We start from the raw sequence: 24,103 nt of genomic DNA, 5'->3' as shown, positions 1-24,103 counted from the left end.
GTGAACGCGTGCGCTACGCGCACTTCTTTATTGAACAAAGACGGGGATCTTGCCGATGCGGGCCTGCCATTCGCGCGGGCCGGTCTGGTGCACCGAGCTGCCGCCCGAATCGACCGCCACGGTGACGGGCATGTCCTCGACGGTGAACTCGTAGATCGCCTCCATGCCGAGGTCGGCGAAGCCGACCACGTGCGAGGCCTTGATCGCCTTGGAGACGAGATACGCCGCGCCACCCACGGCCATCAGGTACACCGAGCGGTGCTTCCTGATCGCCTCGATCGCGGCCGGGCCGCGCTCGGCCTTGCCGACCATGCCGAGCAGACCGGTCTGCGCCAGCACCTGTTCGGTGAACTTGTCCATGCGCGTCGCTGTGGTGGGGCCGGCCGGACCGACCACTTCCTCGCGCACCGGGTCGACCGGGCCGACGTAGTAGATGAAGCGGCCGTTGAAATCCACCGGCAGCGGTTCGCCCTTGTCGAGCATCTCGACCATGCGCTTGTGCGCGGCGTCGCGGCCGGTGAGCAGCTTGCCGTTGAGCAGCAGGGTTTCGCCCGGCTTCCAGCTGGCGACGTCGTCCCGGGTCACCGTGTCGAGGTTCACCCGGCGGCCCTTGGACGCGTCGTAGGTGAGCTTCGGCCAGTCTTCCAGCGACGGCGGATCAAGCATCACCGGGCCGGAACCGTCCAGCACGAAGTGCGCGTGGCGGGTGGCGGCGCAGTTCGGGATCATCGCCACCGGCAGGTTCGCCGCGTGGGTCGGGAAATCCTTCACCTTCACGTCGAGCACGGTGGTGAGGCCGCCCAGGCCCTGCGCGCCGATGCCGAGCGCATTGACCTTGTCGAACAGCTCGATGCGCAGCTCCTCGGCGCGGTTGGCCGGGCCGCGCGCGATCAATTCCTGGATGTCGATCGACTCCATCAGCGCCTCCTTCGCCATCAGCATCGCCTTCTCGGCGGTGCCGCCGATGCCGATGCCGAGCATGCCCGGTGGGCACCAGCCGGCGCCCATGGTGGGTACGGTCTTCAGCACCCAGTCGACGATCGAGTCGGACGGGTTGAGCATGGCGAACTTCGACTTCGCCTCGGAGCCGCCGCCCTTGGCCGCCACGATCACCTCGACGGTATCGCCCGGCACGATCGACATGTTGACCACCGACGGCGTGTTGTCCTTCGTGTTGATGCGCTTGCCGGCCGGGTCGGCCAGCACGCTGGCGCGCAGCTTGTTGTCCGGGTCCATGTACGCACGGCGCACGCCTTCGTTGGCCATGTCCTCCAGCGACATGCTGGCGTCGTCCCAGCGCACGTTCATGCCCACCTTGAGGAACACGGTGACGATGCCGGTGTCCTGGCACAACGGCCGGTGGCCTTCGGCGGCCATGCGCGAGTTGATCAGGATCTGCGCCATCGCGTCCTTCGCGGCGGGGCTTTCCTCTCGCTCGTACGCGGCGGCGAGGCTCTTGATGTAGTCGACCGGGTGGTAGTAGCTGATGTATTGCAGCGCGTCGGCGACGGACTGGATCAGGTCTTCTTGCTTTATGGTGGTCATGGGGTCTGAACAGGCAGCTTCGATTCGGGAATTCAGGCGCCGGCGAACGGCTGTTCACGGCGCATAACCCTCTTATTGTGCCGCAAATCGGCCTGCCGCCCGTAAGCGGCCCACTGCCACATGCCCCGGCATCATGCTTCCGCGCATCCGACGCGCGGGTACATGCCGCAAGAAATTCCGGGTAATCGGACACTTCCATGATCAGACACGCAGGTCCACACTCGCGCGGCCAGCGCGGATGGTCTTCAGGGGCCGCGACGGGGGTGTGGGGTGGACTCGATTGCAAGCTGCCGGCGAACTGCCACAGCCGCAATGGGCCCGACGTTTCGACTACGAGTTCCATGCCGGCAAGAACGACGGCGCACCGGGCGCCGGCGCTGCCGCCTGCCACTTGTCGGCTGCGCCCGCCGGCACCATCGTCGGGCGGTTGCCCGACCGGAAACCACCATGCCTCGCAACCGCCGCTTCATCCAGCTCGACGTGTTCTCCGCCAGGCCGCTGCTGGGCAACCCGCTGGCCGTGGTGGTCGACGGCGACGGCCTGGACGACGCCACGATGCAGGCGTTCGCGCGCTGGACCAACCTTTCCGAAACCACCTTCCTGCTGCCGCCGACCAGCGCCGCGGCAGACTACCGCGTGCGCATCTTCACCCCGCGCCAGGAACTGCCGTTCGCCGGCCATCCCAGCGTGGGCAGCGCGTATGCCGCGATCGAGTCCGGGCTGGTGCCGCCGGATAAGCGGCAACTGCTGCAGGAGTGCGCGGCCGGGCTGCTGCCGGTGCGCGTCGAGGGCAGCGGCAGCGGGCGGATCATCCACGTGCAGGCGCCGCCAGCCACGTTGCGGGTCGTGGCAGCACAGCAGCGGGCCCGGCTCGGCTGGGCCGTGCATGCCGAACTGGCGGAAAGCCAGCTGCGCCTGATCGACAACGGGCCGCGGTGGTTCGTCTGCGACCTGCACGAGGAGGCCGCGGTGCGGCAGCTGCAGCCCGACCTGGCCGCGATCGGCGCGCTCTGCCAGGCCGCCGGCGCCGTCGGTGTCAGCGTGTTCGGCCGGCAGCGGACGGGCGAGGCGAGCATGGCGGTGCGCGCGTTCTGCCCGGCCGACGGCATTCCCGAGGACCCGGTCACCGGCAGCGCCAACGCCGCGATCATGGCCTTCCTCGCCGAGATCGGCGACCCGGCGGGTTATGGCCTGCACTACGGCGCCAGCCAGGGGCGCGAAGTGGGCCGCGACGGCTGCGTCGAGGTGGTACGCGACGCGACGGACGGCAGCATCAGCGTCGGCGGTGCCTGCGCCGTGAGCATCCGTGGTGAGCTTCAGCTGGACTGAATACTTGCCCGCCCGCGCGACGGCCGCCATGCTGCGGCTCCCTTTGCCAGTGACCTCCGCCGCATGAACGACACCACTCCTGGCTACGTGCGCAGCCTGCGCCCGTGGGACGCCGCCCTGATCGTGGTCGGCGGCGTCATCGGCGGCGGCATCTTCCTCAACCCCGGCATCGTGGCGCAGCGCACCGAGTCGGGGCTGGCGCTGCTGCTGATGTGGGTGGCCGCCGGCCTGCTCACCCTGATCGGCGCGCTGTGCTACGCCGAGCTCGGCGGGCGGCACCTACGTCTATCTGCGCGAGGCGTTCGGGCCGCTGGCCGGCTTCCTGTTCGGCTGGACCATGCTGCTGGTGATCTACTCCGGCTCCACCGCGGCGGTGGCGACGATCTTCGCCAGCTATGCCACGGCGCTGTTCGGGCTGCCGCCGGCGTGGGCGCTGCCGCTGACGGTCGGCGCGCTGGTCTTCGTCAGCGGCATCAACCTGTTCGGCATCCGCCTCGGCGCGCAGATCCAGAACCTGTTCGCCCTGCTCAAGCTGCTGGCGGTGGCGGTGCTGGTGGTGTGCGGCCTGTTCCTCGCCGGCGCCGGGCACGGCCAGGTGCTGGCGGCCGATCCGGCGCGCAGCGGCGTCGGCTTCATGGGCGCGGCGCTGCCGGTGCTGTTCGCGTATTCCGGCTTCACTTACCTCAACAACCTCGCCGGCGAAGTGCGCGACCCGCAACGCACGCTGCCGCGCGCGCTGACCCTGGGCATGCTGCTGGTGATCGGCGCCTACGCGCTGGTCAACGTGGCCTACCTCGCCGTGCTCGGCCACGCCGGACTCGCCGCCAGCACCGCGCCGGCGGCGGACGTGATGCAGCAGGTGGCCGGCCCGGTCGGCGCGAAGGTGATCGCGCTGGGCGTGGCGATCTCCACCCTGGGCTTCTGCAACATCACCCTGGTCGCCGGTGCGCGGGTGCTGCAGGTGATGGGCGAGGACGGGCTGTTCTTCCGCGCGGTGGCGCGGCTGCATCCGCGCTGGCGCACGCCGAACACCGCCTTGCTGCTGCTGTCCGGCTGGGCCATCGTGCTGGCGCTGTCGGGCAGCTACGGCCAGTTGCTGGACTACGCCACCTTCGGCGACTGGCTGGCCTGCGCCATCGGCGTGGCCACGCTGTTCTGGTATCGCCGCCACGACCGCGCCTCCGGCGGCTTCCGCGTGCCCGGCTACCCGTGGCTGCCGCTGCTGTTCATCGCCGCGGTGACGGTGGTAATGGTGCTGTCGTTGCGCGACAACCCGCGCAACACCGGCATCGGCCTGCTGATCATGGCCGCCGGCGTGCCCGTCTACATGGTCTGGCGCCGCCTGTTCAGCCGCACGCTGCCCTAAGCGGGCGGCAGCAATGCCACAATGCACGGATCGACTTCAGGGAGATGATGGATGGCGCCCGTGCAAGCCCAGGTCCTGCCGACCAGCCAGGAAAGCACCATCGTGCCCGAGAAGGTGCGTGACGGCGTCGACCTCGAGGTCAACGGCGAGCACTTCCGCCACACCGGCGATCCGCAGCTGCCGCTGCTGTGGTACCTGCGCGACGTGCTGCAGCTGACCGGCACCAAGTACGGCGGCGAGCATGGCGAGAACGGCGCCGACCTGGTGCTGCTCGACGGCAAGGCGGTCTCCGCGATCACCCAGCCGCTGGCCAGACTGGCCGGCAAGGCGGTGACCACGGTGGAAGGCCTGGCCGCGAACGACGGCAGCCTGCACCCGCTGCAACAGGCCTTCATCGACGAGGACGCGATTGGCTGCGGCTACTGCACGCCGGGCTGGCTGATCGCCGGGGTCGACCTGCTGCGGCGCAAGCCGCACCCTTCCGACGACGACATCGACCAGTTGCCGAACCTGTGCCGCTGCGGCTGCCAGAGCCGCGTGCGCCGCGCAATCAAGCGCGCCGCCGCCGGCAAGGCGGGCCGGCCATGAGCGACCACGGCATCCGGCTCTCGCGCCGCCGTTTCCTGCAGGTGCTGGCCGGCAGCGCCGGCGCGCTGGTGGTCGGCATCCGGCTCGCCGACGCCGCCGACGCACCACTGCCGCCGGCGATGCTCGGCGACAACCTCTACAACCTCGGCGCCTACGTGCGCATCGACGCCGACGGCAACGTGCTGATCGGCGCGCGCGATCCCGACACCGGCACCGGCGTGGCCACCGCGCTGCCGCGGATCATCGCCGAGGAGCTCGACGCCGACTGGAACCGCGTCAGCGTGGTGGCGCTCGGCCTCGGCGTGGACAACGACAACGGCAAGCCACGCTGGACCTACGGGCGCCAGCTCGGCGGCGTCGGCGGCTCGATTCCGGCCGCGTGGAACGAGCTGCGCCAGGTCGGCGCGGTGGCGCGCTGGCTGCTGTTGCAGGCAGCGGCGCGCCGGCTCGGCGTGCCGGCCAGCCGCCTGCGCTGCGACGCCGGCACGGTGATCGCGCCAGACGGCCGTCGCTTCGGCTACGGCAGCCTGGCCGCGGACGCCAGCAAGATCGCGTTGCCGCCCAGCGTGCCGCCGCTGAAGAACGCGGCGGACTACAAGCTGATCGGCCAGAGCGCCGGCGCCGGCGACGTCGACGCGCGCGCGATCGTCACCGGCCAGGCCCGCTACGCGATCGACCACCACTACGGTGACGCACTGCTCGCCGTGCTGGTGCACTGCCCGTGGCCGGACGGCACCCTGGCCCACATCGACACCACCGACACGCTCGCCGTGCCGGGTGTACTGAAAGTGGTGCAGCTGAAGCCCGAGCCCGGCCAGCCGCCGGGCAGCACGGTGATCGCCCCGGCCGTGGCGGTGCTGGCTGAGGACACCTGGGCCGCGCTGCAAGGCCGCGACAAACTCAAGCTCGAATGGAAGCCCGGCGTCAGCGGCGGCGAGAACAGCGCCGCGCTGGAGCAGCAGGCCACCGCCCTGCTCGCCGATGACAGCATTCCCACCAGCCGCGTGCGCAACGACGGCGACGTCGATACCGCCGCCAGAAAAGCCGCGCGTCGCCTCGACGCCACCTACGTGCAACCGTGGCTGGCACACGCCACCGCCGAACCGATGAACTGCCTGGTGCGGCTGGACAAGGACCGCGCCAGCCTGGTCGTGCCGACCCAGGCGCCGCAGCAAGCCTGGGCCGTGGTGCAACGCCTGACCGGCCTGGCCCCCGACCGCATCGACATCCGCGTGCCGCGCGTCGGCGGCGGCTACGGCCGCCGGCTCGACCACGACTACGTCGCCGAGGCAGTGATGCTGGCCAAGGTCGTCAACAAGCCGGTGCGCCTGCTGTGGACGCGCGGCCAGGACTTCAGCCACGACTACTACCGCGCCGGCAGCGTGCACCGGATCAGCGCGACCATCGACCGCAAGCGCCAGCTGCTGACCTGGCACCAGCGCATGGCCAGCGCCTCCGCGCTGGTCCGTCGCGGCGTGCCGGCCGACCGCCTGTGGACCTCCGAACTGCAGGCCGACCAGCTGCCCGCCGCGCTGGTGCCGAACTACCGCAGCGACTGGTACGCGCAGGAGTCGGCGACGCCGCGCGGCCCGATGCGCGGCATGCCGCACCTCAGCAACGCATTCGCGGTGGAAAGCTTCATCGACGAGATCGCGCACCAGTTGCGCGAGGACCCGCTGAAGACGCGCCTGCGCATCCTCGGCGAACCGCGCGCGTTGCCGTTGAGCAGCGGCGGCACGCTGGACACCGGCCGCCTGGCCAATGTGCTCAAGCTGGTCGCCGACCGCATCGAGTGGAAGAACTGGCTGCGCACCGTCAACGGCCTCGGCATCGCCTGCTGGCACGTCGACGGCGCCTACGTCGCGCATGCGATCGAGGCATCGATGCAGGGCGAGAGACTGGTCATCGAGCGCGTCGTCTGTGCCGTCGACGTCGGCCGCGTGATCAACCCGCTGGGCCTGCAGGGCCAGGTCGCCGGCGCCACGCTGGACGCGCTGTCCATCGCGCTGAACGCGGCCATCACCGTCAAGGGCGGCCAGGTGCAGCAGCACAGCTACAAGGATTACCCACTGGCCAGCATGGCGCAGCTGCCAAACGACGTCGAAGTGATCACCGTCGCCGACGAACGCGCGCCGGCCGGCGCCAGCTTCCTCGCCATGCCCACCGCCGCCCCTGCGCTGGCCAACGCGGTATTCCGCGCCAGCGCCGTACGCGTGCGCCGCCTGCCGCTGATGAAGGAACTGCTGCGGCTGCTGTAGGCGCGGCGGGATCCGGGAAATCCGGCATCAGCGATCGGAAGGTTCCATAAAAAAAAGCGGGACCGCCCCATGGCGGCCCCGTTTCAAAAGCCTCGCCGAGACCGTCCGGCCGACACGGCCGGACGGTGCATCGGTTACAGGCAGCCCGGGAACTTGAACGACGCGATGCGCGTGTTCCAGTTGAACGAGCCGGTGCTCTTCAGGTACTCGGTGGTGTACCAGAAGGTGCAGTCGTCGACCGGGTCGACCGTCATCGCGCTGTAGTCGCCCCAGCGCGCCAGGTTGTTGCCGCTCTGCGAACCCAGGCCCTCGATGATGCTGTTCTCGGCCTGCATGGTGCTCAGCGCATCGGTGCCCAGGCGACCGGTGTAGCGGACCGCCGGGTGCAGTGCGCTGCTCGACACGCTGTAGCCCAGCGCCATGTCGCCCACCTTGTCCATCGCCACCGAACCCATCCAGCGATAGCTGGTGTCCGGCGAGAAGGTGGACTGCTGGTAGACCACCGGCGTAGTGCCCGGGTTGCGGACCTCATACCAGCGCACGCCGGTGTAGGGGTTCTTGTGCGTGGTGCCGACCTGCACCGAATGGCTCACCACCAGCGACTCGTGGTCGCCGAAGTTGCGGTAGGCCAGGCGGAACATCAGCCGGTCGGCCAGCGAGTCGAGCTTCTGGGAGGTGCTGGCCTGCGGGATGCAGGTACCGCCACCGCAGGCCGCGGCGAACGAGGCCACCGGAATGCTGACCGGTCCGGTCAACGTGGTGTTGGCCGTATTTGCCCAGTCCACGTGGAACTTCCACAGGTTCAGCTTGCTGGAGCCGAAGTTCATCAGGTAGTTCGGCGAACCGGCCGGCGGCGCGGTAGCACCGTCGAGGTCGGCCGGCAGCACGCCGCCGTAGCTGGTGGACAACTGGAAGCACTGCTGCGTGGCCGCGGCGCCGCTCAGCATCGCGTTGCGGTTGTAGGCGCAGAGCTTCGCACCGGCGAACGTGTTGCCGTTGAACATGTTGAACGTTTCGTAATAGGCATCCGGCCACACACCCATCTTCGGATAGTCGGGGAATGTGCTGCCGTAAGGGAACGCGTAGCGATAGTAGGCACCGGTGGCATCGCTGGTCGCCGATACCGCCACGCACTGGTAGTACGGCGCAGCAGTCACCGCGAACTGCGAGATCACCCAACGGCCGGCCGCCTTGTCGTAAACCACGGTGGCATCGCCATCGTTGTCGGTTTCGCACGGACCACCGAAACCGGCCCACAACGTATTGGTCGTCACCGGGCCGTAGGTCACCGCCTTGGTCGACTTGTCGAACACCGCGAACGCGCTGTTGACGATCTGCACGTACTGGGTGGCACCGACCGCACCGTTGGTATCCGGCGGCGCGCTGTTGACGGTGAACGTACCCTGCGGGCCGCTGAAACCCTGGCCCACGCCGTCGAAACCGGCGCCGAGCGCGGGCGCGAAGCTGCCGGTGGGGCTGCTCTGCACGGCGCCGTCGGTCTGGGTGCCCGGGCCGTCGATGAACGGCAGCCGGTGGGCCGGATGTGCGTGCGAGTTCTTGGTGAAATCATCCGGACGCGGCATCACGCCGCGCAGCGAATGCAAGGTGTCGTGCTGCACCGCCGGCGTGACCTCGGGCCCCGTGGTGGTGGCGGCGTGGGCACTTCCGGTGATGGCAAGACTGACGGCAGCACACAGCACGAGGCTGAGGCTGCCGGGCTTGGACAATGACATAGGCTTCTCCCTCCAGAAAACAGCGTTGGTTTTCTCTGAACCGGATGCGCAGACGGCGGGCCGAATCCTGTCGCAGCTTGGCCGCAAGCCCATACCGGTGACGCCTCTCCGCATCGCAGCATGTGATGCCGCGCCCCCGCGAAGAAGTCCCGGCATATGGCGCCGTGTAACTTGCAGCAACCTTTCAATCGACCGTAATTACTTGCGAACAGACAGGGCGCACCGCGCAAGATGATGACAGTCACAGAACAACGAGGCGCCTGCGTCATGGCCGGTGGCGAAGTGAAATGATGGGGGCGTCGAGTCCCTGGAGCGATAACCCGACAAATCATTCGGACGTCCAAACGTGGTTCGTCCGTCATGACTGGCGACATCTACTCAACAAGATAATCTGGCTTGAATAATTTGTTAGGCCGCGCCGATGCGTGACCACGCCTGCCATGTCCCTACAAGGTAAAGCAGCCCAAGAGCCAGACACAGGCCCGAACTCCAATACCAAAACGCTGCACTGTTGCCCGGAAAATAGGGCTTTAGCAGAGGAAATAGTAAACCCCGCGCCAAGAAGACGACCGCGACGAGCGGCAACACGAACTGCGCAAAAGGAAGCCGAGGCAGAAGCCCTGCGACTGACCAGGCGCAGGTTGCCCAAAGAGCGAGTACGAGTGTGATGCCGAGAGTAATCGCAGTGGCCTGCCATCGACTCCGCTCGGCAGCCCGGATCATGCGCGGTCCGGCGCCCATGACGCGATACCAGGCGGGACCACCGACGATGCAGCCTAGGTGCGCCAGGGCGGCCGCCGCGGTAGCCGCCCCTGCGAGGATCAAAGCAGAACTATGAGTGCCCATCATCTATTGGCCTAACGCTGGAGTTAAGCGGCGGCGTAGCCGTCCGCCTTGAACGAGTAATCAGTGGAACTGGTCGCTCGCTGGTACCCACGAACTGGATGACGGCGCGGGGGCGGCCGGCTTGACCGGCAGCACGATGCCTGCGCAGCCGGGTGGCGGTGGGCTGCCGGCGACGCGGGCGGCGGCGCATTCGGCGCTGTTGTCGAACCTGACCATCGGCGCCGGGGTGGCGCTGCTGGCCGCCGGCGCAGGTGTCGCCACGGGATTGGCCGGCGCCAGGTGCAGGCGCTCGTAGACTTTGTCGTCGACCGGCTTCGCGGGGGGATCGGGATTGTTGCAACCGAGCAGGGCCACCGGCAGCAGCGGCATCACCGTGCATTCCACGCGAATGCCGCGTGGCAGGTGGAAGGTGTGGCTGACCTTGGTCTTCTCCACCGCTCGACGCAGTGCGGTGTCGATCGAGCTTTCGCCCTCGGGGGCCCAGTCCTGTTCGAAACGGGTGGGCTTGTAGCCGATGTTCGGCGTGCCGTGGCGCATGACCTCGGTGTCGCCGCGCGGCTTCAGCTGCACGTAGCTGCCCAGTTCACCCTGCCGTTCGCCCTGTTCCGCGCCGGGCTGGTTGCCACCGGGCTGACCCACGCCTTGCTGTTTGCCGCTGCCCGGTTTCGTCACCGACGACGCGGCAGCGACACCCGTACGGCTGTTGACCGGCGCTGCGGCAGCGGTGGCGTTGGGCTCGCCGGGCGTGGCGAAATCGCTGCCTTGCGGCGAGGCATCGGGGGCGCGGCTGACATCGCGCCCGCCGCTGGCGTCTGCCGGGCTGGGCGGGGCCGGCTCGGTGGCCGCAGGCGACGACGACTCGGTCGGCGGGCTTGTTGCGGGCTGAGCGGGTGTGGCAGTGGCGGCCGCAGCGATGGCCGGCGGCGCGCTCAACTGCGGCCGCTCGATGGACGGCTGGACGGCTGTTTTCTGCGCCGCGGCGGCAACTTCGATCTTCGTGCTCGGCGCCTGCGGCTCGACCTGCGCAGGTGCCGTCGGCGCCAGCGGCACCGCTTCGAGTTCCGCCTCGGCCACCTCGACCGCCGGTGCCTGCACCTGCGGTTTTTCGATCGGTACGCTCGGCGTCGGTACGCTCAATGGCGCCTGCACGTTGACGTTCGGCGCGGGCTGTGCGGGCAGCAGGATGGGCTGCAACTCGGGCACCGGCGGCGCGGCAGGAAGCTCGGCGCGGACCGGTGTCACGCTGGCCGGCGCGCTGGACCTGGGCACTTCGGTATTCAGCGCGATGCTCGACACGGTGATCGGCGGCGCGGCCTGCGGCGGCAGTTCGGGCAGCGCCAGCGACGGCGGTGGCGGCATCGGGCGGTTGCCTTCCCGTTGCGGCCGGCGTACCGACTCGGGCTGGAACTTCGGCGGCACCGGCGCTTGCACGACAGGCGTCGGCAAGGTCACCACCGGCGGTTCGCCAGCCAGCGGGATCGGTTGCAGTACCGGCGTCGGCGCCGGTTGCGGCAGGCTCACCGGCGCCGGCGGCGCGGCGGCCGGCTTTGGCTGCGGTGCGCGCGGCTTCGCGACTTTCGCGATCACCAGCGTCGCCGCCGCTGCAGCCGGCTTCGGTGCGCTCACGGCCTCGATGTTCGCGCTGCGCTCGCTGCTCGGTGCGGGTCGGCTGCTGCGGCCCTGGTGGCGCGGGCCACGCTCCTTGGGCGGCGTGCCGCGCACCGGTGGCGGTGGCGGCGGTTCGGGTGGTTCGATCAAACGTACCTGCAGCAACTGTTGCCGCGATTCCGGCGGCGGCATCACTTCGTACGCCGGGCCGAGCACGAAGCCAAACAGGAAGATCAGATGCACCAGCAGCGCGCCCGCCATGGCGAGGATGCGCAGGCCGCGTTCGCGCGGGCGCGGACGGGTACGCTGGTGATAGACCCGGGCCCGCGTGGCCGCCGCCAGCGGCGAATTCAGCATCGCCCGCGCCGGATTGGCGGGGCGGCTGGCGGCTGGCGGGTCCGGGGGCGGCAGGGGCATGCAGCGAGTGTAACGGGCACGCCCGCGCTTCCGCATGACGCTCAATGCCGCCTGGCAGCTGCCGCAGCGCGTTCACGCAGTTCGGCGTCGACCGCACGGTTCGGCGTGTCGACCGGGCAGCCCCACGCCAGCGGTTTGCCGGCGCGGTACATCGCGATGCACGCCGCCTCGTCGGGCTTCGACGGCGCATACGCGTCACCGGCCAGCGATTTCGCCGGCGCCATGCTGAGGCGCTCGTCGCCATCCTTGGCCGAAGGCGGTGGCGGCGGCTCGCCGCCGCAGCCGCCGGCCAGCATGGCAAGGGAAACGCCGCAGTGGATGCGCACGCCGCCAGGCAAGTGGATGGTCTTCTTCAGCGTGGTCTTGTCCACCAGCTTCTGCAGCGCGCTGTCGATCGCATTGCTGTTGCTGTTCCAGTCTTTTTCGAAACGCGTGGCCTGATAGGTGACCGGACTGCGGTGCTGCATGATCCGCGCGTCGCCCTGCGGCAGCTGCTGCACGTAGTCGGGCGCTGGCGTGCTGGCGGCGGCCGCGGGCAGCAGCGGCTGGCCGTTTTCGTCATACAGGCGCGGCGCGGCCGGCGCCGGCGTGGGCAGTTGCAGGGTCATCGCGTGCTTCGCCGCCGGCTCGTGCGGACGGAGCGGCACGCGGGGCCGCGGCGGCGCTGGCGTGGCCGGCGGCGGCGGTGCGGTCGCGGCGGCCGGTACGCGCGTGATGAAGCGCACCTGCAGCACCTCGTCCGGTTGCATGTGTGTGGCCTGGATCATCGGCGGCCGCATCTGCTGCCAGATCACCAGCACGAACAGTGCATGCAGCAGGCCGGCCACCACCAGCGCCAGCCAGTGCTGACGGCGCTCGTGCCGCGGCTCGCGCCAGCGCCGTTGCCGCAGCCATGCCCGCGCCACGCCATCCAGCGGACTCAGGCCGCGACCCGCCGGCTGGCCGGGTTCCGGGTCCGGTGGCGGGTGCCGGGCAAGCTGCTGCGGACGGACGATGACGGTGCCTCGCGGGAGATGGCGGCAGACAGGATGGCCGATGGCGCTTGAACCTGCGCCGAGCACCGGGCCACCGGGGCCGGCGATGGCGGGCGCAGCCACGACGTTCGATTGAGACCACCGCAACGCGGCGCCAGTTCCCCGCACTGCAGCTTGACCGCACCGCCGGTTCGCTCAAGGCTAGCCGGACGGCGCCACGCGCCGTCTCTCCGCCATGACCGCGCTTGCCCGGTGCACGTCACGCCCTGCACTCCTGCGAGACGACCATGACGGCCCGCCATCGTCAGCCGCCAACGCGCGGCCTCGTGCGGCGCCGCTCATGCCACGAGGCCACGCCCTGCATGGGAGGGTCGCATCGTGACGTATTCCACGGAAAGCATCCGCAACATCGCGCTCGCCGGGCACGCCGGCGTGGGCAAGACCACGCTGTTCGAAGCGCTGCTGCTGGCCGGTGGCGCGATCCAGGCGGCAGGCACGGTCGAGCGCGGCAACACGGTGTCGGACAGCGACAGCCAGGAAAGGGCGCGCGTGCACTCCATCGACAGCTGCATCGCGCAACTCGATCGCGGCAACTGCCACCTCAACCTGATCGACACCGCCGGCTACGCCGATTTCCGCGGGGCCACGCTGGCCGCGTTGTCGGCAGTGGAAACCGTGGCGATCGTGGTGAATGCCATCAACGGCATCGAGCACGGCACCCGCCGCATGATGATGCACGCGAAGCAGCGCGGCCTGGCCCGCATGCTGGTGATCAACAAGATCGACTACGACGGCGCCAAACTGCCCGCACTCGTCGACGCGCTGCGCGAGGAATTCGGCAACGAGTGCCTGCCGGTGAACCTGCCCGCCAACCGCGGCAGCCGGGTGCTGGACTGCTTCTTCCACGCCGACGGCGCCACCGATTTTTCCTCGCTGACCGAGGCACACCAGCGCATCCTGGACCAGGTGGTCGAAGTCGACGAAACCGTGATGGATCGTTACCTGGATGCCGGCGAAGGCGCGCTGACATCGCAGCAGCTGCACGACGCGTTCGAGCAATGCCTGCGCGAGGGCCACTTGGTGCCGATCTGCTTCGTCAGCGCGCGTACCGGCGTGGGCGTGCCCGAGCTGCTGGACGTGGCGGCGCGGCTGCTGCCGAACCCGGCCGAGGGCAACCCGCCACCGTTCACGCGCGGCGATGGCACGCCGCTGAAAGTCAGCGGTGATCCCGCGGCCCACGTGATCGCCGACGTGTTCAAGATCGTCAACGATCCATTCGTGGGCAAGCTGGGTGTGTTCCGCGTGTGGCAGGGCACGGTGCGCCGCGACAGCCAGCTGCTGGTCGACGACGGCCGCAAGCCGTTCAAGGTCGGCCACCTGCTGCGCCCGCAGGGCAAGGGCCACGTGGAGATCGAGGCGGCGATCCCCGGCGACATCGCCGCGGTGGCGAAGGTCGAGGAGATCCACTTCGACGCGGTGCTGCACGACTCGCACGACGAGGACCGCATCACGCTGGCACCGCCGAGCTTCCCCGCGCCGATGTTCGGCCTGGCGCTGGTGCCGCGGCACAAGGGCCAGGAGCAGAAGCTCTCCAACGCGCTGGCGCGGCTGGCCGAGGAAGATCCGTGTTTCCGCGTCGAGCACCACAAGGAACTCAACGAGACGGTGGTGCGCGGGCTGTCCGAGCTGCACCTGAAGGTGATGCTGGAACGCATGCGCGAGCGTTACGGCGTCGAGGTGGAGGCGCAGCCGCCGCGGATCGCCTATCGCGAAACCATTGCCGCCCACGCCGAGGGCCACCACCGGCACAAGAAGCAGACCGGCGGCGCCGGCCAGTTCGGCGAGGTGTTCCTGCGTGTGGAACCGCTGGAACGCGGTGCCGGCTTCGAGTTCGTCGACGCGGTCAAGGGCGGCGTGATCCCCGGCCAGTTCCTGCCGGCGATCGAGAAGGGCGTGCGCCAGGCGATGGAGCACGGCGCGGTGGCCGGCTATCCGCTGCAGGACCTGCGCGTGACCGTGTACGACGGCAAGTACCACCCGGTCGACTCGAAGGAGGTCGCCTTCGTCAGCGCCGGCAAGAAGGCGTTCCTCGACGCCATCGGCAAGGCACAGCCGATCGTGCTGGAACCGATCGTCAACGTCGAGGTGGCGATCCCCGAGCACAGCGTGGGCGATGTCACCGGCGGCCTGGCCGGCAAGCGCGCGCGCATCATGGGCACCGACGCCCAGCGCGGCGGCGAGCTGGTGATCAAGGCGCAGGCGCCGCTGGCCGAGCTGACCGACTACCCCACCGAACTGAAGTCGATGACTGGCGGCCGCGGCCGCTACAGCCTCGATCTCAGCCACTACGAGGCGGTGCCGCCGGCCGTGCAGAAGCAGCTCAGCGAGGCGTGGAAGCCGCACGTGGAAGAGGACTGAGCCCTTCGGCGGCAGGCTTCAACGCTTGGGCTTGAGCAGCGTGCCGCTGCACTTCGGCGAGCCGCACAGGCATACCCACAGCTTCTTCAGGCGCGCGGTGTGCGGCACGTCGAGCACGATGCCGTAGTCGTAGGTGAGCTCCTCGCCTGGCTTGATGTTGCGGATCGCCTCGATCACCACGCGGTCCCGGCGCGGGTCGCCGCTGGCGCTTTCCTCGACCAGCGCGCGGCAGTTCGGCGCGCAGCTGTGGTTGATCCAGCGCGCGCTGTTGCCGCCCTGGTTGGCGTCGATGATGTAGTCGTCGTTGAGTGTGAACAAAAACGTGTGGCCGGTCTCGCCGCCGTCGCCGTACAGATCGTCCGCCTGCGCGTGACTCATCAACTTGCCCTTGTACTCGATGATCTCCTCGCCCCTGGCGATTGGGGCGGTGGCGAACACGCCGTTGCCGTGGATCGGCGAGCGGCGTGCAACAAAGCGTCGTGACATGCGGTGGAACCCTGCGGATGAAAGATGAACGCCGATGATGCCCGTTTGCGCATGACCGCGAAACCTTCGCCAGGCGCGCCGCGCGAAAATCCGGCGCGCACCTGCCGCGACCCGCGGGCACCGGTCGAGAGCTTCATGGCGGCTCCGCGCCACTGCCCGCCGGCGACCATTCGCCGCCACTGGCGCCAACCCCCTCGATCGCGGTTAGAATCGGTATTCAAACGATCGTTTGGAGAAATCGCGATGCGTCTGCTCCGCTGGATCATCCCCGTCCTGCTGCTGGGCCTGGCCGCCTGCGGCCCGGCGAAGAAGAGCGTGTTCCCGCCGACCCTGAGCATCCAGCAACTGGTGGTGCTGCCGGACGGGCAGTGGCAGCTGACCGTGCGCATCCAGAACAACAGCTACGGCGGCATGGACTTCAAGTCGCTGGACGGCCAGCTGCAGCTGGCCGAGCTGGTGCCGGTGCGACTGCACGCCACCTTCGACCGCGACATTCCCGAGCTTGCCGGCGACGTGATCCAGCTCAACGTGCTGCCCACCGCAGCGATGACCCGGGCACTGCAGGCGATCGCCGCCAAGGGCAGCGCCGGCGCGCTGGCCTACCGCGTCAGCGGCAGCACCCGCGCCAAACCCGAGCAGGAAGACAAGCCGCGCTCGTTCGACTTCAACGGCAGCGACTGGATCTCGGCGGTGCCGGGCATCGCCAACACGTATCGCTGATCACCCATTCAACGAAGGAATCACCATGACCGCTTACAAGGCTCCCCTCGACGACCTGCGTTTCGCCCTGTTCGATGTACTGGGCGCCGAGTCGACCCTGACCTCGCTGCAAGGCGGCGAGGCGCACAGCCGCGACCTGCTCGACGCGGTGCTGGAGGAAGCCGGCCGCCTCAGCGAACAGCTGCTGGCGCCGACCAACGGCCCGGCCGACGCCGAGGGCTGCCACTATGACAAGGCCACCCAGACGGTGACCACGCCGAAGTCGTTCAAGGAAGCGTTCAAGGCGTTCGCCGAAGGTGGCTGGACCGGCCTGACCAATCCGGAAACCTACGGCGGCCAGGCCCTGCCCGGCGTGCTCGGCACCGCCACCACCGAGATCTTCCAGTCCGGCAACCTGGCCTGGAGCCTGTACCCGCTGCTGTCCGAGGGCGCCACCCACGCGATGGAAATGCACGGCGAGGAATGGCAGCGCGAGCGCTTCATGAGGCCGATCGTGGCGGGCCGCTGGACCGGCACCATGTGCCTGACCGAGCCGCAGGCCGGCTCCGACCTGGGCCTGCTGAAGACCCGCGCCGAACCGGCCGCGGCGGACGCGGACGGCCACGCCGTCTACAAGATCAGCGGCACCAAGATCTTCATCAGCGCCGGCGAGCACGACCTCACCGAGAACATCGTGCACCTGGTGCTGGCGCGCCTGCCCGACGCACCGGAAGGCAGCCGCGGCATCTCGATGTTCATCGTGCCCAAGTTCAAGCTCAACGCGGACGGCTCGCCGGGTGAGCGCAACACGGTCGCCGCGGGCGCGATCGAGCACAAGATGGGTATCCATGCCTGCTCCACCTGCGTGATGAACTTCGACGGCGCCGAGGGCTACCTGATCGGCAAGCCGCACAAGGGGCTGGCCGCGATGTTCACCATGATGAATGCGGCGCGGCTGTCGGTCGGCGTGCAGGGTTTGGCGCTGGCCGAGCGTGCGCTGCAGAACAGCCTCAACTACGCCCGCGAGCGCCTGCAGTCGCGCTCGCTGTCCGGTGCGAAATTCCCCGACAAGCCGGCCGACAACCTGCTGGTGCAGCCGGACGTGCGCCGCATGCTGCTGACCCAGCGCGCCTTCGTCGAGGGCTCGCGCGCGCTGGTGCTGTACACCGCGCTGCAGACCGACATCGAGCATCGCGCCACCGACGAAGCGGCACGACAGAAGGCCGGTGAACTGGTCGCCTTCCTGATCCCGATCGCCAAGGGCATGACCACCGAGCTGGCGCAGGAGTGCACCAAGGAAGCGCTGCAGATCTACGGCGGCCACGGCTACATCGCCGAGAACGGCATGGAGCAGTTCGTCCGCGACGCCCGCATCATCACCCTGTACGAAGGCACCACCGGCATCCAGGCGGCCGACCTGCTGGGCCGCAAGATCCTCCAGCTGCAGGGCGTGGGCGCGAAGCACTTCCTGCAGGAGATCAGCGCGTTCTGCCAGCAGCACAGCGCCGATGCCGCGCTGCGCAACCTGATCGGCCCGCTGGCCGTCGCCACCAAGGAGTGGAGCGACCTCACCGTGAGCCTGGCCCAGCGCGTGGCGGCCAACCCGGAGGAACTCGGCGCCGCGGCGACCGATTACCTGTACTACTCCGGCTACGTCACCCTCGCCTACCTGTGGGCGCGCAGCGTGGCGGCCGCCGAAGCCGGCAACCAGTCCACCGCGTTCAAGCAGGCCAAGCGCGACACCGCCGCGTTCTACTTCGCCCGCATCCTGCCGCGCACGCGGATGCACAAGGCGGCGATCGAAGCCGGCGTGGACACGCTGCCCGCGATCGCCTGACGCGCCCGCCCCACCGCAAGCAAAAAAGCCCGGGCTGGCCCCGGGCTTTTTTGTCGGCATCGTCGAAAACCCTGCCGCCACGCATATCGATCACGGCACCGGACATGCAATGAACGCCCCGGCCCCGACGGAGCGGCATCGCCAACGTGTCGGGCTCGCTGCGCCTGCCCAACCTGCCAGCCCGGGTACGTGACGCCGTGGGGTGCGCGCCTAGCCGGCCGCTTCGCGGCCGTCAGGAACCGGCGGCCCCAGGCGTCCGGGCTGCCATGCCGATCGACGGCTGCCCGGATGTGTCCAACCGGGTCAGGTTCTGCTCTGCCGCGACAGTCGTCTCATCGACTGATCTGGGTGCTGCCCTGCATGCGCAGGTACTGCCTGATCCATTCCTCGTGGACTTCGGCAGCTTGCAGCAGCTCCTGCGCCAGGACAGCCTGCACCTCGACCATGCCGGGTGGCGCCGCGGGCGGCGGGGTCCTGGCCACGCGCAACGCCGGCGCTTCCACCCTGGCCGGTTCACTGTCGAGCAGATAGCTGATGTCGTAGGCAATGTCGTTCATGCCCTCACTCAAGCAACAGGCTTGCCAACACGCCACATTCGCCGGGCCGCGGTTGCGGTTACCCTGTACGGCGTTGTCCAACCGGGGGAGCCACCATGACGTCGAGTCGGTTCGCTGCAGGCGTGAAGCCTGCCTTGTTTGCCTTGCTGCTGACGATGAGCAGCCTGTTGCAAGCCGCCGCGACGACGCCGGCGAAATACCCGGACTACCCCAGCGAAACGCCGGCGAAGTTCGTTCCGGCCACCGCCAGCTTCGACTACGAGCGGCGCGACGTGATGGTGCCGATGCGCGACGGGGTCAAGCTGCACACCGTGATCTTGGTCCCCAAGGGCGCCCACCACGCCGGCATCCTGTTCACCCGCACGCCGTACGACGCGAACGCGCTGACCCGGCTCAGCATGAGCGGCCACCTCGGCCCGACCCTGCAGGGCTACGACAACGTCGCCGACATCATCGTCGAGGACGGCTACATCCGCGTGGTGCAGGACGTGCGCGGCAAGTACGGCTCCGAAGGCGACTACGTGATGAACCGGCCGCTGCACGGCCCGCAGAATCCCACCCCGGTGGACGACGCCACCGACACCTACGACAGCATCGACTGGCTGGTGAAGAACATTCCCGAGTCGAACGGCAAGGTCGGCACGCTGGGCATTTCCTATGACGGCTTCGAGCCGTTGATGGCGTTGTTCAACCCACACCCGGCGCTGAAGGTGTCGGTGCCGATGAACCCGATGGTCGACGGCTGGATGGGCGACGACTGGTTCCACAATGGCGCGTTCCGCCAGCAGAACCTGGCCTACATCTACGAACAGGTCGCCAGCCGCGACAACTCGATCAAGTGGTGGACGAACTACCACGACGACTACGACCTGTTCATGCACTACGGCTCCGCCGGCGCGCTGGCCGATGCCTACGGCATGCGCCAGCTCGGCTTCTGGAACAAGCTGCTGGCGCACCCGGCCTACGACAGTTTCTGGAGCGACCAGGCGGTCGACAAACTGCTCACCGCGCAGCCGCTGAAAGTGCCGGTGATGCTGGTGCACAGCCTGTGGGACCAGGAAGACATCTACGGCGCACTGGCCGTGTACCGCGCGATCAAGCCGAAGGACACCAGCGGCACCATGGTCAAGCTGGTGATGGGGCCGTGGAACCACGGCCAGGAAATCAAGGAAGGCAGTTCGCTGGGCGCGATCCGCTTCGGCAGCGACACCGCGAAGTATTTCCGCGAGAAGATCCTGCGCCCGTACCTGGCGCAATACCTCAAGGACGGCGCGCCCAGAGCCGACACCGCCGCCGTCACCGCGTACCAGACCGGCAGCAACCAGTGGCAGCGGCTGGATCGCTGGCCACTGGCCTGCACCGACGGCTGCCGCACGAAAAGCCGCCCGCTGTACCTGGAACCCGGCAGCAAGCTCGGCTTCAGCGCGCCCACCGCCGGCGACGCCTACGACGAATACGTGTCCGATCCCGCGCACCCGGTGCCGTTCCGCGCCCGCCCGATCCAGCCGATCGGCTACGACACCTTCACCTGGCCGCAGTGGCTGGTCGACGACCAGCGCGAGGCGTCAGGCCGCACCGACGTGCTCAGCTACGTCAGCGACGTGCTCACTGCGCCGCTGACCATCAGCGGCGTGCCGGAGGTGCACCTGGTCGCCTCCACCAGCGGCACCGACAGCGACTGGGTGGTCAAGCTGATCGACGTCTACCCCGACCAGGTCGCCTACGAGCCCGAGATGGGCGGCTACCAGCTCGCCGTGGCGATGGACATCTTCCGCGGCCGCTACCGCGAAGGCTTCACCGAGGCGAAACCGGTCGCCGCCAACCAGCCGCTGGCCTACCGCTTCGCGCTGCCCCCGGCGAACCACGTCTTCCTGCCCGGCCACCGCATCATGGTGCAGGTACAGTCGAGCTGGTTCCCGCTGTACGACCGCAACCCGCAGACCTTCGTGCCGAACATCCTCATGGCGAAACCGGCGGACTACCGGAAGGCCACCCAGCGCGTGTACCACGCGGCGGATCAGGCAAGTTTCATCGCACTGCCGGTGGTGGGCGGCTGAGGCGACTGCCGTGCTCCCTCCCTGCAGGCAAGGAGGGAGCACGGCCAAAATCAGTTCACGTGTTGCTCCTTCGCAATCGCCAGCGCCTGGTCCACTGCGTCGATCACGATCTCCGGACGGTCGTACTGCACGAAGTGGCCGCTGCGCGGCACGATGATGTTGATGCCGTGGGTGGACATGGCGGCCACCTGGGTGTGCAGGTCTTCCCATAGCAGGGTGCGCTGATTGCGCTGCTCCTGCGTCTCGTCCTTGCCTTTCGGATACGGCGCATGGGTGAGCACGATGATCGGCATCGCGCCGAAGTCCTTGCGGGTGGCGCGGGCCTGCTGCGCGCTCGCGTAGAACACGCTTTCGCGTTCCGAGGCCGCGGCCGCCTGCCATTTCGGCGTGACCGCGTACTTCTGCTGCGCCTCGTTGATGGCCTGGCTGAACCTGGGGTCGTCGTCGCCGACGCATTTCGCGAACGCCGGCGTGCCCTTGGCCATGCCCCTGCGGGCGTCGTCCACGCAGGAACGCGCGTCCTTGAGATAGGCATCCCATTCCGCCTGCTGGCCGGGCTCGCCGATCGCCCAGCCGCGCACGGACTGGTCCTCGTGCGAGCCTTCGACCAGCACCATGCCCACTACGTCGTTCGGATAGCGGTCGGCGAACACGCGTACCGTCAGGCCGGACATCGAATGCCCGACCAGTACGTACGGGGGACTGATCTGCGCCGCACGCAACAGGGCATGCAGGTCCTCGGCGATGTTGCCAGCCGTGCTGGGGCGCGTCGCCGCATCGCTGAAGCCCATGCCGGCGCGATCGTACGCGCAGGTCCGGGTGCGTTTTGCCAGCGCCGGTTGCACCAGCGCCCAGGAAATCGAGGAATCGCCCATGCCGGCGTCGAGGATCACCGTGGGCGAACCCGAGCCGCGGCAGTACAGGTTCATGCGGCGTCCGTGGTCCATGTCCACCAGTTGTTGCGGCTTCGTGTAGACCGGATCGGTGACGATGGGCGGTCTGGGTTTGCTGTCCTGGCCCAGGCACGAGGCGGACAACACGATGCCAGTGGCGAGGCTCGCCGCCACGGCGAAAGATTTGCGCATGATTGTGGATTCCCCAGGCGTCCTGATGAAGCGCGAATCTGGCATGCCCGCTGCGGGCGCCGCAACCACCGGCGCGCCGATGCCTCAATGCAACTTCAGCAATGGCCGGGTATTGCGGGCGATCGCGTCGCCGAGCAGCCTGCGCGAAGTGCGCCAGGGGCCGTACAGGGCGGACTGGTGCATGCGGTAGAGCGAGGCGTAGAAGAAGTGCGCGAGGCGCCCCTCGATGATGCGGTTGCCGAACAGTTTGCCGAAGTCGTTGTAGGAGGCCAGCGAAATCAGCGTGCCGCGGTCCTGGTAGCGGTAATCCTGCAGCGGCTTGCCGTCGAGCCGGCGGCGCAGGTTGCCGACCAGCAGGGCCGCCTGCTGAGGCGCGACCTGGGCCAGCGCGGGCACGTTGCCGCTGGCACCACCGCCACGCGGGCATGCCGCGCAATCGCCGAACGCGAAGATGGCCGGGTCGCGCGTGGCCTGCAGCGTGGGCAGCACGGCCAGTTGGTCGTTGCGGCTGGTTTCCAGCCCGTCGATCTCGCGCAGGAACACGGGCGCGCGCACGCCGGCGGCCCACAACCATCACGTCGGCCGGCAGCAGCTTGCCTTCGGCGTCGTACAGGCCGCTGGCGTCGGTGCGCTTGACCAACGTAGCGGTCTGCACGGTGATGCCCTGCTTCTGCAGGTTCTCGCGCACGCCGCGGCTGATCCGCCCAAGCAGCACGGCGATGGCAGCCGCCACGCCGACGCCACCGCAGTGTCACCCTGCCAGCTCGAACCGGGTCACCCGCCGCACCGGATCGGCTTCGACCAGGCTTACCCTGACGTCGGCGCCGAGCGGAAGATTCGTGCTGCCCGACACGCCTGCCTCGACCGCCGGATCGCGGACGATCACCATGCCTCTGGCCGGATCGTCATGCGCAACCTCGACGATCGCGCCGTTGAAGACCTCGCCCAGCCGCGGCGCCAGCACGGCGGCTTCGGCCAGGCTCAGCACGGCACTTTCGTACTGGCCCGCACGATGGCCGGAGGCCTGCATCGTGGCCGGCAGGCCCGGCAACGCGGCCAGCGCCCACCCCGGCACCGGCTGCTTCGCGCACAGCGCCACGCAGACCTCGCCGGTATAACGATCGACCAGCCGGCGCAGCGGCGCGGTGGCATGGGTGTACTGCGCGGCCAGCGCCGAGTGCATCGGCTGCGCCGGCAGGGTGCCGTCGAACGCCGCGTAGCCGGCTCCGCGCAGCACCGTGGTGCAGGCGGTCAGCATCGCCACGTGGACGTCGTTCGACGGGTCCAGCGAACGGATGAAGCCGGGGTAGTCCAGCGCGGGCGGCCAGCTGATGCCGAGCACCCGCGCGGTGACGTGCAGGCGCTCGATCGCGCGCGGATCGGGCGGCGGCAAGGTGCGCAGCACGCCCACCTTCGCCTGTACCATCAGGTCCGCCGCGGCCATCCCGATCAGCAGCGAGATCTGCTCGTTCCAGTCCTCGATCGGCAGGCGCGCGCGAAATGCCAGCTTCCAGCGGCCATCGACCACGCTGATCTCCTGCTCCGGCAGCGGCAGGCTGATGCCGCCGCGGGCGAACTCGCGCTGCCGACGCAACTCGCCGACCTCGCGCAGCACCGCCCACATCGGCTCGGCCGTCCCCGCGTCGATGCGTTGCTGCACGCCGGCGTAGTCGAGCCGGGCGCGACTCCTAACCTTCGCCCGCCGCACGTCGACGGCGATGCTTTCGCCGGCCCCGTCCAGCTCGATCGTCCACAGCAGCGCCGGACGCAATTGATCGGGCAGCAACGAGGTGGCACCTTCGGACAACACCGTCGGGTGCAGCGGGATTTTCGCGTCCGCGCCATACAGCGTCTCGCCGCGCCGGTTCGCTTCCAGGTCGACCGGGTCGCCGGCGCTGACGAAGGCGGCGACGTCGGCGATCGCGTAATACACCCGGTAGCCACCAGCGGTGTGCTCGACGTACATCGCCTGGTCCAGGTCCATCGAGCCAGGCGGGTCGATGGTCACCAGGGCGATGTTGCTGCGATCCAGTTCCGGCAGCCGCGGGTTCGCCGCCGCCTGCGCCGCGGCGGCCTCGACCTCGGGCGGGAACGCCAACGGCAATTTCAGCTCGGCGTGGATGTCGCGCATGCCCTGCGCGAGCACCGGATCCCCGGCAGGCTGGATGTGGAGGCGGCGGGTGGTCGACATGGGCGATCTCCTTGCGTGGATGCCGTTCGGCGCCGCGGGGTCGATGCAGCGCTCTCGCGTTTGCCGCACTTCGTGGAATATACACGTGCCGGCAGGGACTACCGCAGCC

Annotated in this window: 16 protein-coding genes and 1 pseudogene; 8 read left to right on the top strand and 9 right to left on the bottom strand. The window is 69.0% G+C overall.

Features of this window, described 5'->3' with window-relative positions:
* Nucleotides 1-27: 27 nt before the first annotated feature.
* Nucleotides 28-1,545, bottom strand: a complete 1,518-nt coding sequence (locus QQA13_RS03585) for a fumarate hydratase (protein WP_108472761.1) — start codon at nucleotides 1,543-1,545, stop codon at nucleotides 28-30.
* Between the two features lie 447 nt (nucleotides 1,546-1,992).
* Between QQA13_RS03585 and QQA13_RS03580 the strand changes: the two genes are divergently transcribed.
* The 4 genes and pseudogenes from QQA13_RS03580 (at nucleotide 1,993) to QQA13_RS03565 (ending at nucleotide 7,086) form a co-directional block, all read left to right on the top strand.
* Entirely contained in the window at nucleotides 1,993-2,874 is an 882-nt protein-coding gene (locus tag QQA13_RS03580) for a PhzF family phenazine biosynthesis protein (RefSeq protein WP_108472760.1), read from the top strand.
* 63 nt (nucleotides 2,875-2,937) lie between these two features.
* Nucleotides 2,938-4,240, top strand: a pseudogene (locus QQA13_RS03575) (APC family permease).
* A 51-nt stretch (nucleotides 4,241-4,291) separates the two neighbouring features.
* Nucleotides 4,292-4,828: a (2Fe-2S)-binding protein gene (locus QQA13_RS03570; RefSeq protein ID WP_108472759.1), complete on the top strand. Its 537-nt coding sequence runs from the start codon at nucleotides 4,292-4,294 to the stop codon at nucleotides 4,826-4,828.
* Nucleotides 4,825-7,086 (top strand): xanthine dehydrogenase family protein molybdopterin-binding subunit, encoded by a 2,262-nt coding sequence (locus tag QQA13_RS03565; RefSeq protein WP_108472814.1) that lies wholly within the window; start codon nucleotides 4,825-4,827, stop codon nucleotides 7,084-7,086. Before QQA13_RS03570 ends, QQA13_RS03565 begins: the two co-directional genes overlap by 4 nt.
* Nucleotides 7,087-7,220: 134 nt before the next feature.
* Here the strand turns inward: QQA13_RS03565 and QQA13_RS03560 are convergent, their stop codons facing one another.
* The 3 genes from QQA13_RS03560 to QQA13_RS03550 form a co-directional block, all read right to left on the bottom strand.
* A complete protein-coding gene (locus QQA13_RS03560; RefSeq protein ID WP_108472758.1) occupies nucleotides 7,221-8,819 on the bottom strand; it encodes a hypothetical protein in 1,599 nt (532 codons plus the stop codon).
* Nucleotides 8,820-9,725: 906 nt separating this feature from the next.
* Nucleotides 9,726-11,690 carry a hypothetical protein gene (locus QQA13_RS03555; RefSeq protein ID WP_234411384.1) on the bottom strand — a complete coding sequence of 655 codons (1,965 nt, stop codon included), beginning with the start codon at nucleotides 11,688-11,690 and terminating at the stop codon, nucleotides 9,726-9,728.
* Nucleotides 11,691-11,731: 41 nt separating this feature from the next.
* The gene (locus QQA13_RS03550) at nucleotides 11,732-12,787 is read right to left on the bottom strand and encodes a hypothetical protein (protein WP_234411383.1); all 1,056 of its coding nucleotides are present in this window, start codon (nucleotides 12,785-12,787) and stop codon (nucleotides 11,732-11,734) included.
* A gap of 255 nt (nucleotides 12,788-13,042) precedes the next feature.
* Between QQA13_RS03550 and fusA the strand changes: the two genes are divergently transcribed.
* On the top strand, nucleotides 13,043-15,082 hold the full coding sequence (gene fusA / locus QQA13_RS03545) for an elongation factor G (protein WP_108472755.1): 2,040 nt from the start codon (nucleotides 13,043-13,045) through the stop codon (nucleotides 15,080-15,082).
* Between the two features lie 18 nt (nucleotides 15,083-15,100).
* Here fusA and QQA13_RS03540 read toward each other — a convergent pair whose 3' ends face one another.
* Nucleotides 15,101-15,568, bottom strand: a complete 468-nt coding sequence (locus QQA13_RS03540) for an SET domain-containing protein (RefSeq protein WP_108472754.1) — start codon at nucleotides 15,566-15,568, stop codon at nucleotides 15,101-15,103.
* A 243-nt stretch (nucleotides 15,569-15,811) separates the two neighbouring features.
* On the opposite strand from QQA13_RS03540, the gene QQA13_RS03535 reads away from it, so the two are divergent.
* A complete protein-coding gene (locus tag QQA13_RS03535; protein ID WP_108472753.1) occupies nucleotides 15,812-16,288 on the top strand; it encodes a hypothetical protein in 477 nt (158 codons plus the stop codon).
* A gap of 25 nt (nucleotides 16,289-16,313) precedes the next feature.
* Nucleotides 16,314-18,104, top strand: a complete 1,791-nt coding sequence (locus QQA13_RS03530; RefSeq protein ID WP_108472752.1) for an acyl-CoA dehydrogenase C-terminal domain-containing protein — start codon at nucleotides 16,314-16,316, stop codon at nucleotides 18,102-18,104.
* A gap of 332 nt (nucleotides 18,105-18,436) precedes the next feature.
* Here QQA13_RS03530 and QQA13_RS03525 read toward each other — a convergent pair whose 3' ends face one another.
* The gene (locus QQA13_RS03525; protein ID WP_108472751.1) at nucleotides 18,437-18,661 is read right to left on the bottom strand and encodes a hypothetical protein; all 225 of its coding nucleotides are present in this window, start codon (nucleotides 18,659-18,661) and stop codon (nucleotides 18,437-18,439) included.
* Between the two features lie 95 nt (nucleotides 18,662-18,756).
* Between QQA13_RS03525 and QQA13_RS03520 the strand changes: the two genes are divergently transcribed.
* On the top strand, nucleotides 18,757-20,718 hold the full coding sequence (locus tag QQA13_RS03520; protein ID WP_108472750.1) for a CocE/NonD family hydrolase: 1,962 nt from the start codon (nucleotides 18,757-18,759) through the stop codon (nucleotides 20,716-20,718).
* 50 nt (nucleotides 20,719-20,768) lie between these two features.
* Here the strand turns inward: QQA13_RS03520 and QQA13_RS03515 are convergent, their stop codons facing one another.
* The 3 genes from QQA13_RS03515 to QQA13_RS03505 form a co-directional block, all read right to left on the bottom strand.
* Nucleotides 20,769-21,803: an alpha/beta fold hydrolase gene (locus QQA13_RS03515; protein ID WP_159082215.1), complete on the bottom strand. Its 1,035-nt coding sequence runs from the start codon at nucleotides 21,801-21,803 to the stop codon at nucleotides 20,769-20,771.
* Nucleotides 21,804-21,887: 84 nt separating this feature from the next.
* Nucleotides 21,888-22,358, bottom strand: a complete 471-nt coding sequence (locus QQA13_RS03510; RefSeq protein ID WP_199909873.1) for a hypothetical protein — start codon at nucleotides 22,356-22,358, stop codon at nucleotides 21,888-21,890.
* Nucleotides 22,359-22,554: 196 nt separating this feature from the next.
* Nucleotides 22,555-23,994, bottom strand: coding sequence for an RNB domain-containing ribonuclease (locus tag QQA13_RS03505; protein WP_108472748.1), 1,440 nt, complete (start codon nucleotides 23,992-23,994; stop codon nucleotides 22,555-22,557).
* Nucleotides 23,995-24,103: the final 109 nt, after the last annotated feature.

It is taken from the genome of Rhodanobacter thiooxydans, assembly GCF_030291135.1.
GTDB lineage: Bacteria > Pseudomonadota > Gammaproteobacteria > Xanthomonadales > Rhodanobacteraceae > Rhodanobacter > Rhodanobacter thiooxydans_A.
Note: the sequence above shows the minus strand (reverse complement) of the source record. Positions and strands in the feature narration are given on the sequence as shown.